The following is a 13043-nucleotide window of genomic DNA, read 5'->3' as shown; positions in this document are numbered from 1 at the left end:
ATCGGTGAGGAATTCTTTGTAGTGAGTGGACGGTTAGCCGACTTCAACGTCGATCGGCGGTTAATTCCAATCACGGGCATCGCGATAGTCATCGGCGCCCTGTCAGCACTGGTGGCCTGGTGTCTGTTGAAGCTCATCGGTTTGGTCACTAATCTTGTTTTTTATCAACGTATTTCGGATGCTCTGGTGTCGCCGGCGGCAAACCACCATCCGTGGTGGCTGATTCTGGGTGCGCCGATAGCCGGCGGTTTGGTCATCGGCCTGATGGCGCGGTACGGATCCGATCAGGTACGTGGTCACGGCATGCCTGAGACCATCGAAGTGATTCTCACCGGCAGCAGCCGCGTCGAGCCCAAAGTTGCTGTGCTCAAGCCGATCTCGGCGGCCGTCAGCATCGGTACCGGCGGCCCGTTCGGCGCGGAGGGGCCGATCGTGATGACCGGCGGGGCCATGGGTTCCGTTGTCGCTCAATTCCTGCATCTGACCGCAGACGAGCGAAAGATCCTGCTGGCCTCCGGCGCCGCCGGGGGCATCGCGGCCACCTTTAACGCACCACTGGCATCCATCCTGCTGGCCGTCGAATTGCTGCTCTTCGAATGGCGGCCGCGGAGCATGGTCCCCGTCGCGAGCGCGGTAGCGATGGCCACCGTGGTGCGCTTGTTCATCCTGGGCACCGCGCCGGTATTCCCGGTCGAGGCGCATGTAGCTGAAATCCATTGGTCCATCGACGCTTTGGCGGTATGCGTCGGACTGGCCGGCGCTGCGCTCGCCATCTCGGTGACGCACCTGGTCTACTGGGCCGAAAACACCTTCCCGCGCCTACCCATTCACTGGATGTGGTGGCCGGCGATCGGCGGTCTGATCATCGGCGCGGGCGGACTGATTGAACCGCGCGCTCTCGGGGTCGGTTACAACGTGATCGATGCACTTCTCACCGGGCGCGCCGGACTGTCGCTGATCGTGGGCATCCTCGTGGTGAAAACCGCGATCTGGGCGCTGTCGCTGGGTTCGGGAACATCGGGCGGTGTATTCGCCCCCGTGTTCATGATCGGCAGCGCGCTCGGAGCCTTCATCGGGCACTGGTTTCCGCACGTGTATCCGGGATTCTGGGCGATGCTGGGCCTGGCCGCCGTCGTTTGCGGCATCATGCGGGCTCCCCTGGCGGCCATCATGTTCACCCTCGAGCTCACTCGCGCGTGGCCGGCGATGCTGCCGGTGGTCATCGCCACGATCACCGCCTACGCGATATCCGCGTTGCTGCTCGCCCGCTCGGTGCTCACCGAGAAGATTGCACGCAGCGGAATGCATCTGACGCGTGATTACACGACCGACCCGCTGGAGGCGTTCCTGGTCGCCGAAGTGATGCGCTCCGGGCCGCCACCCGCCCCGGCGGGTGGCACGGTGGGCAGCAAGGCCACGCTGCGGCATGCCGCGAATGTCTTCGCGGAATCGGATGGCCGCCCGCTGCGGGTGGTATCGCCGGACGGTTCCGATCAGGGCCACTTGTTGATGAAGGACTTGCTGACCGCCCGGCTGCACGATCTCACCGAGGACACGGAACGGACGAGGCATCTCGTGCCGTATTTTCCCAAGCCGCCGCGAAGCATCGTTCGCCGGTGGGCCCGCGACGGTGATCGACGCGACGAGCGTGCGAGTTGAACCGGGACGAGCCCAACTCCGTCGCCGCGGCCTCGACGCCGAGCGTTACTTCCGGGACGCGCGGTTGACCGCCGACACGACGGCGCGCAACGACGCGGTGGTGATCGACGGCGCGATGCCGACGCCCCAGACGGAGCGGCCGTTCACCGACGCCTCCACGTATGCCGCCGCCTGCGCGTCGTCGCCGGCGCTCATCGCGTGCTCGGAGTAATCGAGGACCGCGACGTCGAAGCCGACACCGCCGAGCGCGTGGACGAAGGCCGCGAGCGGGCCGTTGCCCACGCCGCTGATCTCGGTCTCCACGCCGTTGACCTTGACGGTCGCGGCGACCGTGGTGGTGCCGCTGTCTTCCTCCGACGCCTCGACGCGCTGTTTCATCCGCTCCAGCGGCCACACCGGGGCGAGGTACTCCTCGGAGAACACGTCCCACATCTCCTTCGGGGAGACCTCCCCGCCCTCGCCCTCGGTGATCTTCTGGATCGCCTGGGAGAACTCGATCTGCAGCCGCCGCGGCAGGGCCAGGCCGTGGTCGGACTTCATGATGTAGGCCACACCGCCCTTGCCGGACTGCGAGTTGACCCGGATCACCGCTTCGTAGGTGCGCCCGACGTCTTTGGGGTCGATCGGCAGATACGGGACCTGCCAGAGCATGTCCTCGACGTCGGTGTCCGCGGCGTCGGCGTCGACCTTCATCTGGTCCAGGCCCTTGTTGATCGCATCCTGATGGCTGCCGGAGAACGCGGTGTAGACCAGGTCCCCGCCGTAGGGGTGACGCTCGTGGACGGGAAGCTGGTTGCAGTATTCGACCGTGCGGCGGATCTCGTCGATGTTGGAGAAGTCGATCTGGGGGTCGACGCCGCGGGAGAACAGGTTGAGCCCCAGCGTCACCAGGCACACGTTGCCGGTGCGTTCGCCGTTGCCGAATAGGCAGCCCTCGATCCGGTCGGCGCCCGCCGCGAAGCCCAATTCCGCTGCGGCGACAGCCGTCCCGCGGTCATTGTGCGGGTGCAGGCTCAGGATGACGGATTCCCGATTGGCCAGGTTGCGGCTCATCCACTCGATCGAGTCGGCGTAGACGTTGGGAGTGGCCATCTCGACCGTGGCGGGCAGGTTGAAGATGATGGGGTTCTCCGGTGTCGGCGCGATGATCTCGCCGACGGCGTCACACACCTGCCTGGCGTATTCGAGCTCGGTTCCGGTGTAGGACTCCGGCGAATATTCGAAACGCCATTGCGTGCCAGGGTATTTGGCGGCCTCCTCGACGCACTTGCGGGCGCCGTCGGTCGCGATCGCCTGCACCGCGGCCCGGTCGGCGCGAAAAACCACGCGGCGCTGCAGGATCGACGTCGAATTGTAGAAGTGCACGATGACCCGCGACGCGCCCTCGCACGCCAGGAACGTGCGCTCGATGAGCTCGGGACGGCACTGCGTCAGCACCTGGATGGTGACGTCGTCCGGGATGGCGCCGTCGGTGATGATCTCGCGGACGAAGTCGAAATCGGTTTGGCTGGCCGACGGGAAGCCGACCTCGATCTCCTTGTATCCCATGCGAACCAGCAGATCGAACATGCGGCGCTTGCGGGTCGGGCTCATCGGGTCGATCAGCGCCTGGTTGCCGTCGCGTAGGTCCACCGCGCACCACAGCGGGGCGCGGTCGATGACGCGGTCGGGCCAGGTGCGGTCGGCCAGGCGGATGGGCTCGACTTCCTCGGCGAAGGATCGGTACCGGTTGACCGGCATCGCCGAACCACGCTGCGGATTCCAGGCGGGCTGTCCGGGGCCCGGCGGGCCCGCGGGTTTGACGATCGATCGGGCTGACGTATAGGCGTCGGGATTGGAAGTCACGGTAGTTGCTCCGGGGGTGTCAGAAGGAACCTCAGACCGGCGCATCGCGAACACCCGCGACGGGAAGCCGGTCTGGATCAGACCCCGTCGCGGCGTCCGAGGAGGAGCACCCGCTGCACGCCCTGCACTCTACCGCGATTGGCGCCCGGGAGGAAAATCGTCGAAAATCATGCCAAAACCGCAGGCTGCGGTGGTCGGCATCGGGGCGTAAACCGTTATGTGCAGCCACGTATTCTGTTGTGGACTTAAATCGTGCCCAAGGGCGGGAAGATTGCGGGAAACATAACGTGGCGCTGGTCGTGCAAAAGTACGGCGGATCATCGGTGGCCGACGCCGATCGGATCCGCCGTGTCGCCGAACGCATCGTCGCGACCAAGAAGCAGGGGAACGACGTCGTCGTCGTGGTCTCCGCCATGGGCGACACCACCGACGACCTGATGGATCTGGCCCAGCAGGTCTGCCCGGCCCCGCCGCCGCGGGAACTCGACATGCTGCTGACCGCCGGCGAACGCATCTCCAACGCGCTGGTGGCCATGGCGATCGAATCGCTGGGCGCGGAGGCGCGCTCGTTCACCGGCTCGCAGGCCGGGGTCATCACCACCGGCACCCACGGCAACGCGAAGATCATCGAGGTCACCCCCGGGCGGCTGCAGGCCGCGCTCGACGAGGGCCGCATCGTGCTGGTCGCCGGCTTCCAGGGCGTCAGCCAGGACACCCGGGACGTCACCACACTGGGGCGCGGCGGTTCGGACACCACGGCGGTGGCCCTGGCCGCGGCCCTGCACGCCGACGTCTGCGAGATCTACACCGACGTCGACGGCATCTTCACCGCGGACCCGCGGATCGTGCACAACGCGCGCCGGCTGGACAAGGTGACCTTCGAGGAGATGCTCGAGATGGCGGCCTGCGGCGCGAAGGTGCTGATGCTGCGCTGCGTGGAATACGCCCGCCGCTACAACATTCCGGTGCACGTCCGCTCGTCCTACTCGGACAAGCCCGGCACCGTCGTCGTCGGATCGATCAAGGACATAGCCATGGAAGACCCAATCCTGACCGGAGTCGCGCACGACCGCAGCGAGGCCAAGGTGACCGTCGTCGGCATCCCCGACATCCCCGGCTACGCGGCTCGGGTCTTCCGGGCGGTCGCCGACGCCGACGTGAACATCGACATGGTGCTGCAGAACGTCTCCAAGGTGGAGGACGGCAAGACCGACATCACCTTCACCTGCTCGCGCGACAGCGGGCCCACGGCGGTGGCCAAGCTGGACGCGCTCAAGGACGAGATCGGCTTCACCCAGCTGCTCTACGACGACCACATCGGCAAGGTGTCGCTGATCGGCGCGGGCATGCGCAGCCACCCCGGCGTCACCGCGACCTTCTGTGAGGCCCTGGCCGCCGTCGGCGTCAACATCGAGCTGATTTCCACCTCGGAGATCCGCATCTCGGTCCTGTGCCGCGACACCGAACTAGACAAGGCCGTCGTGGCGTTGCATGAGGCGTTCGGGCTTGGCGGGGACGAGAAGGCGACGGTGTATGCGGGGACGGGCAGGTAGATATGGGCGCGAATAGCGTGTCAATAGGCGTTGTGGGCGCCACCGGCCAGGTCGGCCAGGTGATGCGTAGGTTGCTCGACGAGCGGGACTTCCCCGCGACGTCGGTGCGGTTCTTCGCCTCGGCCCGCTCGCAGGGCCGCAAGCTGGAATTCCGCGGCCAGGAGATCGAGGTCGAGGACGCCGCGACCGCGGACCCGAGCGGCCTGGACATCGCGCTGTTCTCCGCCGGCAAGACGATGTCGCTGGTGCAGGCGCCGCGCTTCGCCGCGGCCGGGGTGACCGTGATCGACAACTCGTCGGCCTGGCGCAAGGACCCCGACGTGCCGCTGGTGGTGTCGGAGGTCAACTTCGACAGGGACGCCCACCGTCGACCCAAGGGCATCATCGCCAACCCGAACTGCACCACGATGGCCGCGATGCCGGTGCTCAAGGTGCTGCACGACGAAGCCCAGCTGGTGCGCCTGGTGGTGTCGAGCTACCAGGCGGTGTCCGGCAGCGGGCTGGCCGGGGTGGAGGAGCTGGCCACGCAGGCCCGCGCGGTCATCGACGGCGCCGAGCAGCTCGTGCACGACGGGGCAGCGATCGAGTTCCCCGCGCCCAAGACCTACGTCGCGCCGATCGCGTTCAACGTCGTGCCGCTGGCCGGCTCGCTGGTCGATGACGGCTCCGGCGAGACCGACGAGGACCAGAAGCTGCGGCACGAGAGCCGCAAGATCCTCGGCATCCCGGAGCTGGCGGTGAGCGGAACCTGCGTGCGGGTACCGGTTTTCACCGGGCACTCGCTGTCGATCAACGCCGAATTCGCCCGGCCGCTGTCGCCCGAGCGGGCCCGGCAGCTGCTCGACGGCGCGCCCGGGGTGAAGGTGGTCGACGTGCCGACGCCGTTGGCGGCCGCGGGCGTCGACGAGTCGTTGGTCGGCCGCATCCGGCACGACCCCGGCGTGCCCGACGGGCGCGGCCTGGCCCTGTTCGTGTCGGGGGACAACCTGCGCAAGGGGGCGGCGCTGAACACCATCCAGATCGCCGAGTTGCTGGCCGCCCAGTTGTGAGAAGCGGGTGAGCACCGCCCATACCCGACTGATCGCGCGGTGCTCGCTTGCATTGGCTTTGATTGCCCCGCAAGGAGTTTGGCTCGCCCACGCCGATCCGCCGGCGCCCGCGCCCGAGCCCATCGTGCAGCCGCTGGCGCCCGGCCAGGTGGTGCGGATCGGCCCGACCGCCGGCACCGGCACGCCCACCGGGGACTACGGCATCGGCGCGACCGACCTCTGTGAGTTCGTGGAGTTCCCCGCCGAACTGTTGCAGGTCTGCGGCGACAGCTTCGCCGGCCAGGGCGTCGGGTTCGGTGGTTGGTACGCGCCGGTGGCGCTGCATGTGGACGCCGCCTCGGTCGACGATCCGGCCGGCGTGCGCTACACCGGCGTCACCGGCGTCAGCAAACCGCTGCTGGCCGATCCGACCCCGCCGGGTGCCTCGCAGCTGCCGGCCGGGGTGGTGCAGATCAACCGGCGCAACTACGTGATGGTGACGACGACGAAAAACCTGGAACCGCAAAGCTCCCGGCTCGTGACGGCCGAGCCCGCGCGGGCCGGGTGGCAGACCATCCCCGGGTCGCGCCGGCCCGCGTCCTACCAGGGCGGCTCGCAGACGCAGATCAGCGGCTACTACGACCCCATTCCCACCGCGGACTCGCCGACCGGCTGGGTGTACATCGTGGCCGACAGCTTCACCCGCCGGAACCCCGTCGTGCTCTACCGGGCCACCCCGCAATCGTTCACCGACCGGTCCCGGTGGCAGGGGTGGGCGGCCGGGCCGGGCGGCGGCTGGGGCAAGCCGCCCACGCCGCTGTGGCCGGAAGCGGTGGGCGAGTTGTGCGTCCGGCAAATCGACGGAAAGGCGGTGCTGTCCTACTTCAACGCCGTCACGGGCAACATGGAGGTCCGCGTCGCCGACGACCCGACCGCCCTGGGCGACGCGCCGGTCACCACGGTGGTGCAGCACGACGAGTGGCCCGATCCGGCGGAGAGCCTGCCGCCCCCGTATGACAACCGGCTCGCGCAACCGTACGGCGGTTACATCTCGCCCGGTTCCACACTCGACGAGCTGCGAATCTTCGTGAGCCAGTGGGACACTCGCGCGCGTGTGGCCGCGCCCTACCGGGTGATCCAGTTCGCGGTCAACCCGCTCAAACCCTGATCAGAGGCCATATTTCAGACCTAAGTCCGCAGTGCGTCCGAAGTAGATCGGTGTCCGGCGTGCGCCGGGGAGGGTTTGGGACCTGGGGGTTTGTTTTCGTTGCGGACCGTGAAACATCTATGGCGTGACTAGCGAAGCGTTGTTCGGCGGCGGCCGTATGTTCCAGCCCGGCAACATGCTGGCCAATTACTTAGGAGAGGTGACTCGAGCAGTTGCTGACCATCTGCATCGTTGGAACCCGGACGAACTCCTGAACGTCGCGGTCGGTGATGTCGTCGACTACTTGGTCGACATGGGCTCAGTCGATTGCCCCGAGCTGCTCACCGACGAGATGTACCAACTCGAGCCGACGGAGATCGAGCAGAAATACAAGGACTGGGATGAGATCCGGACGCGCCGCGTGGTCCGGCTTGAATTCGTCGTGCCGTTCGTGGGACCACGGGTCATATTTTCATTGCAGGCCGACCATTTCTCACCCGTTCCTCCGCAGGTGTTGCAGCTTCGAGATCACGAGATTCGATTGGCAGTAGACGGTCCCTTGCCCGACGGTGCGGCAATTCGGTCCGCGGTCGAGGCCCGAATCCGAGAAATCGAGCGCAACTTGGCGTGGTCTCGACAGCAGATCGACGTGCACAATCGGATGATTCGTGAACAAGTCCCGACCATGGTGGAGCGGCGGCGCGATGAGTTATTGGCAACGCGCGAGCTTCAAGCCGATGTGGGCTTCCCGGTTCACCATCGTGCTGATGCTGACCGGTTTGCGGCTCCCGTCAGGCGGAAGGCCGTCACCCCGCGCCGGCCTGAACCTTCGGGTGCGCGTGCGCGGTTCAAACCGGAACCTGCTTTGGCTGAAGCGGACTTTCAGGATGCGTTGCGCGTACTTGCAAATCAGCGAAATGCGCTGGAGCGGTCGCCTTCTGTGGTCACGAAGCTCAACGAAGAAGAGATTCGTGACATTCTTCTCGTGGGCTTGAATTCGCAGTTCGAGGGCGGAGCTGGCGGCGAGTTATTCAACGGTGAAGGCAAGACCGACATACTGATACGGGTGGATGACCGCAACATTTTCATCGGCGAGTGCAAGGTGTGGTCGGGGCCGAAGACGATGGATGATGCGCTCGACCAGCTGTTCCGCTACCTGGTGTGGAGGGATACCAAAGCCGCAATCTTGCTGTTCATTCGGAGGCAGGACGTTACGGCGATCATCGACAAGGCAATCGCCAAGATCGAGGCACACCCCAATTACAAGCGCAGCCGTCCGCGGGTCGACGGGGATGAGCATTTCGAGTTCACGATGCACGCCGAAGACGATCCCGGCCGCGAGATCCGGTTGGTACTTCTGCCTTTCGCCTTCCGCGCTGTCGAGCGGTAGGGCGAAGATCCCGTTGGGAGAGGCGTCAGGTGCCCGCGGCGCGGCTGAGTGCTGACAGCTTTTCTGCAGGAAAGGGCGGGGTGAATAGCATTGGACTCATGGTCTCTGAAAAGCCTCATGAGCAAAACCCGGCGAACCCTGACGATCACGACGGCGCTTATCTTTTTGATGAGGGTTTCTTGTACGCGGACGAGCCCAACCGCGCGATATGTACTTACTGCCGGACCCGGGTGGTCTTGGGCGAGCAGCGGGTTGTCGGTGAAATGCGCGCAGCCGACCATCGGCATGGCTTGTCTGGAGGCCCTTCGTGCACCAAAGAGAATCCGAACCCGGAAGCCGGAAAGCACGCCTGACGTCGTGCGGAATAGGCTAGGCGCCGTGGCCGCCAGCCCAACAGATCCGCAGCTCCGCTGTAGCCCTGAACGTTGAGGCTTCCGTCCACAGTAAAGCAGGAACAGCCCGTTAGCCGCCAACAGCATCAAGACCCCTGACCTGCGTCGACTATTGCTATCAATTTCCGTCTATCTTGCCAAAAAGCGAGAAACGGGTTCGCGGTCAACGCACTCAAACCGGGGTAGGGCACGTTAGGTTGGCGGTACAGCGGCGCTCGGCGAGCCGGATTCGGCGTCGTTCACACTGCCTCCATGGAATTCATCAGCGCCGACCCGGTCCTCGCAGTGCACGATCTGGACGGGACCGCTGAGTGGTTTCGGTCGGTGCTCGGCTGCGACATCACCGAACCGGATCCTGGAAATTGGACGTTTTGCGCCGCGGGGTCCGTGACGTTCCGGCTCGGTCGATGCCCCGACGCCCTGCCGGCTGCCCGGCTGGGCGACCACAGCTACCTCGCGTACCTCACGGTGGACGGTGTCGACGCCTTCTACCGCCGCGCCGTCGCGCAGCACGCCGACGTCATCGAAGCTCCCACGACCGAACCGTGGGGCAGGCGCGAGATGGGCCTGCGATCTCCAGAAGGGCACCGGTTCATGCTGTCCGAACTGGTTGATGGCACCCCGGACGAGTGACGCCGAGAAAGGCGTCTTGGCAGATGGGCGGCGTTTTCATCCTCATAGCTGCTACATAAGTGACGCATAGCCGCAACTATTGTTAACGGCTTCATCATTTGTCTCATGAGTGAAACATCTGAAACCCCCACCACGCGGTCGTCGACCGCAACTGCCCCGGCGGCCGCCGCGGCAGCGACAGCCCCCTACCGGGCGGCACGCGTCTTCCACCTCGCCGCCTGGGTCGCCATCGTCGCCGGGATCGTGTTCATCGTCGCGGTCATCTTCTTCACCGGCTTCATCCTCGGCCACCGCGGCGGCCACCACGGCCATCACCACCACAAGCACCACGCGGCGTTCATGCACCCCCACCGCATGGGCGGCCCGGGCGGTCCGGGTGCCCAGCAGGGTGGACCGGCCGGCATCCAGCAGGGCGGACCCGGGGCGGCGACGCCCGGCGCCCCCGGCCCGAGCCAGATCCCGACGTCGGTCGCCCCGTCCCGCACGCCGTAGCCCAACCTCACTGAACAACCAGCAGCCCGGTGCTCGCGAGAGCGCCGGGCTGCGCGTCGTCTCGCCACCGGCGACCGGCCGCCCCGTGTCGATTCACAGCAAGTTTTCCGCGGCGGACCTGTTAAGCGCGTGAGGGCCTGGGCATATTGGAAGGCATGACCGAGACACCCGGACCGACGCCACCGCCGACTCCCGCCGCCACCACCGCACCCGCGCCTCCACCCGCGGAGCGCGTGAAGCCGCCGGCGCTCTACACGGCCGCGGCGTGGGTGGTCATCGTGGCCGGCGTCGTCTTCATCATCTCGACTGTCTTCTTCGTCGGCGCGTTCGTGTACGGCTACTACCACCACTGCCACCATCACCACGGCCCGATGTTCAGACCGGGCGGCGGCCCCGGACCGGGCAACGGGCCGTGGGGCCCCGGTCCGAGCGGCCAGTGGGGCTACGGCGGGCCGGGGTTGATCGTGCCCATGCCGCCCGCCGGCCCGGGTGGACCCGGCGGACCCGGCCTAAGCGGCCCCGGCCAGCCGCCGGCGAGTGCTGTCAGCCCGACCCCCGCCCTGCCGGCACCACGCCCGTAACTACCGGTGCGATCTTGATGCGGTCCAGAGAAAGCGCATAGTTATTGGCGCGCAGGGGTATTCGTCGCCAATATCCAAGGGCAGCCCAGCAAAGAGGAGATAGCGACATGACGGAGCGTTTCACCACCAATGACGCCGGCATCGCTGCGCCCAGCGACGACCAGTCGTTGACGATCGGTCCCGACGGCCCGATCCTGCTGCAGGACCATTACCTGATCGAGCAGATGGCCCAATTCAACCGGGAACGCATCCCGGAGCGGCAGCCGCACGCGAAGGGCGGCGGAGCCTTCGGCACCTTCGAGGTCACCAACGACGTCAGTAAATACACGAGGGCCGCGGTCTTCCAGCCGGGCACCAAGACCGAGATGCTGGCCCGGTTCTCCACCGTCGCCGGTGAGCGCGGCAGCCCGGACACCTGGCGGGACCCGCGCGGCTTCGCGCTGAAGTTCTACACCAGCGAAGGCAATTTCGACCTGGTCGGCAACAACACCCCGGTCTTCTTCATGCGCGACCCGTTGAAGTTCCAGCACTTCATCCGGTCGCAAAAACGCATGCAGGCAACGAATTTGCGCGACCACAACATGCAGTGGGACTTCTGGACGCTCTCACCGGAGTCCGCGCACCAGGTGACCTGGCTGATGGGCGACCGCGGCATCCCCAAGTCGTGGCGGCAGATGAACGGCTACAGCAGCCACACGTACAGCTGGATCAACGCCGGCGGTGAAATCTTCTGGGTCAAATACCATTTCATCACCGACCAGGGCATCGACTTCCTGGCCCAGGAGGACGCGGACCGGCTGGCAGGCGAGGACGGCGACTACCACCAGCGCGACCTTTACGAGGCAATCGAGGGCGGGAACCATCCCAGCTGGACCCTGAAGATGCAGATCATGCCGTACGAGGAAGCCAGGAATTATCGGTTCAACCCGTTCGACCTGACCAAGGTCTGGCCGCACGGCGACTACCCGTTGATCGACGTCGGCAAGATGACGCTGAACCGCAACGTCACCGATTACCACACCGAGATCGAGCAGGCGGCCTTCGAACCGAACAACACCGTGCCGGGCACCGGGCTGAGCCCGGACAAGATGCTGCAGGCCCGCGGGTTCTCCTACTCCGACGCGCATCGCGCCCGCCTGGGGACCAACTACCGGCAGATTCCCGTGAACACGCCGAAGGTCGAGGTGAACAGCTACTCGAAGGACGGCGCGATGCGGATCAAGAACGTGTCCGACCCCGTGTACGCGCCCAACTCGTACGGTGGCCCGCTCGCCGACCCGGCGCGCGCCGCCGAGGTGCGCTGGCATGCGGACGGCGACATGGTCCGCGCCGCGTACACGCTGCACCCCGAGGACGACGACTGGGGGCAGGCCGGCACCATGGTCCGCGACGTCCTCGACGATGCGGCCCGAGATCGGTTGGCGCACAACATCATCGGTCACGTCTCCAAGGGCGTCAAGGAGCCGGTGCTGTCACGCGTGTTCGAGTACTGGCGCAACGTCGACCCCGACCTCGGCAAGAAGGTCGAAGAGGGCGTGCGCGGCAACGGGGGCTGACCAACACCCCGGCGTCCTGGCATGATCGCTGGAATGACCATGCGGGTTCGCGGCGCCGCGATCGCCATCGGCCTGGCCATCGAGTGCGCGGTCGCGCTTCCCGTTGCGACCGCCCACCCGTCGGAACCGGGAGTGGTGAACTATGCCGTCCTGGGTAAGGGCTCGGTCGGCAACATCGTCGGCGGACCCATGGCCTGGGAGTCGGTCTTCACCCGACCGGTCCAGGGGGATTGGGTCGACATCCCCGTGTGCAACAACTGGGCCGACATCGGGCTGCCCGAGGTGTACGACGACCCCGACCTCGCGTCGTTCAACGGTGCCGTCACGCAGACGGCGGCGAACGACCAGACCCACTTCGTCAAACAGGCCGTCGGGGTGTTCGCCACCAACGATGCCGCCGACCGCGCTTTCCATCGCCTGGTGGACCGGACGGTGGGCTGCTCGGGCCAGACCACCGCGATGCATCTGGACAACGGGGCCACGCAGGTCTGGTCGTTCGACGGCGGGCCGCCGGGCGCGGCCGACGCGAGCTGGACCAAACAAGAAGCCGGTACCGATCGGCGCTGCTTCAATCAAACCAGGCTGCGCGAAAACGTGTTACTGCAGGCCAAGGTCTGCCAGTCTGGCAACGCCGGGCCGGCGGTCAACGTGCTGGCCGGCGCGATGCAGAACGCGCTGGGTCAATGAGCGGGGCGCCGGAGCCGGGTCGGGCAGGCTTGAAAAGTAGCGCGAACGGGAATATGTCAGGGCCATCTGCTAGATGAAGA

General features: G+C 66.3%; 12 protein-coding genes. 11 read left to right on the top strand and 1 reads right to left on the bottom strand.

What is annotated here, in order from left to right:
• The first annotated feature begins 21 nt into the window (after window positions 1–21).
• Window positions 22–1659 (top strand): chloride channel protein, encoded by a 1638-nt coding sequence (locus A5691_RS16540; RefSeq protein WP_156675721.1) that lies wholly within the window; start codon window positions 22–24, stop codon window positions 1657–1659.
• 45 nt (window positions 1660–1704) lie between these two features.
• Here A5691_RS16540 and leuA read toward each other — a convergent pair whose 3' ends face one another.
• A complete protein-coding gene (gene leuA, locus A5691_RS16535; RefSeq protein WP_197499187.1) occupies window positions 1705–3549 on the bottom strand; it encodes a 2-isopropylmalate synthase in 1845 nt (614 codons plus the stop codon).
• Between the two features lie 242 nt (window positions 3550–3791).
• Here leuA and A5691_RS16530 point away from each other — a divergent pair, with 242 nt between their 5' ends.
• From A5691_RS16530 to A5691_RS16490, 10 genes are all read left to right on the top strand, one after another.
• The gene (locus tag A5691_RS16530; protein ID WP_067756697.1) at window positions 3792–5057 is read left to right on the top strand and encodes an aspartate kinase; all 1266 of its coding nucleotides are present in this window, start codon (window positions 3792–3794) and stop codon (window positions 5055–5057) included.
• 2 nt (window positions 5058–5059) lie between these two features.
• Window positions 5060–6106, top strand: a complete 1047-nt coding sequence (locus A5691_RS16525) for an aspartate-semialdehyde dehydrogenase (RefSeq protein ID WP_067756693.1) — start codon at window positions 5060–5062, stop codon at window positions 6104–6106.
• A 7-nt stretch (window positions 6107–6113) separates the two neighbouring features.
• Window positions 6114–7253 (top strand): DUF4185 domain-containing protein, encoded by a 1140-nt coding sequence (locus tag A5691_RS16520; protein WP_068018773.1) that lies wholly within the window; start codon window positions 6114–6116, stop codon window positions 7251–7253.
• A 124-nt stretch (window positions 7254–7377) separates the two neighbouring features.
• Window positions 7378–8622: a hypothetical protein gene (locus tag A5691_RS16515; RefSeq protein WP_231981037.1), complete on the top strand. Its 1245-nt coding sequence runs from the start codon at window positions 7378–7380 to the stop codon at window positions 8620–8622.
• A gap of 98 nt (window positions 8623–8720) precedes the next feature.
• Entirely contained in the window at window positions 8721–8975 is a 255-nt protein-coding gene (locus A5691_RS28065; protein WP_156675720.1) for a hypothetical protein, read from the top strand.
• Window positions 8976–9266: 291 nt separating this feature from the next.
• Window positions 9267–9647, top strand: coding sequence for a VOC family protein (locus tag A5691_RS16510; protein WP_068018765.1), 381 nt, complete (start codon window positions 9267–9269; stop codon window positions 9645–9647).
• A 105-nt stretch (window positions 9648–9752) separates the two neighbouring features.
• Window positions 9753–10139: a hypothetical protein gene (locus tag A5691_RS16505; protein ID WP_067784484.1), complete on the top strand. Its 387-nt coding sequence runs from the start codon at window positions 9753–9755 to the stop codon at window positions 10137–10139.
• A gap of 155 nt (window positions 10140–10294) precedes the next feature.
• Window positions 10295–10720, top strand: a complete 426-nt coding sequence (locus A5691_RS16500) for a hypothetical protein (protein WP_067784481.1) — start codon at window positions 10295–10297, stop codon at window positions 10718–10720.
• A gap of 107 nt (window positions 10721–10827) precedes the next feature.
• Window positions 10828–12276 carry a catalase gene (locus tag A5691_RS16495; protein ID WP_068018762.1) on the top strand — a complete coding sequence of 483 codons (1449 nt, stop codon included), beginning with the start codon at window positions 10828–10830 and terminating at the stop codon, window positions 12274–12276.
• A gap of 39 nt (window positions 12277–12315) precedes the next feature.
• Entirely contained in the window at window positions 12316–12963 is a 648-nt protein-coding gene (locus A5691_RS16490) for a sensor domain-containing protein (protein ID WP_156670151.1), read from the top strand.
• Window positions 12964–13043: the final 80 nt, after the last annotated feature.

It is taken from the genome of Mycobacterium sp. E183 (genome assembly GCF_001667735.1).
Taxonomy (GTDB): Bacteria; Actinomycetota; Actinomycetes; order Mycobacteriales; family Mycobacteriaceae; genus Mycobacterium.
The sequence above is the reverse complement of the archived record's forward strand: the minus strand, read 5'-3'. Positions and strand labels throughout refer to the sequence as shown.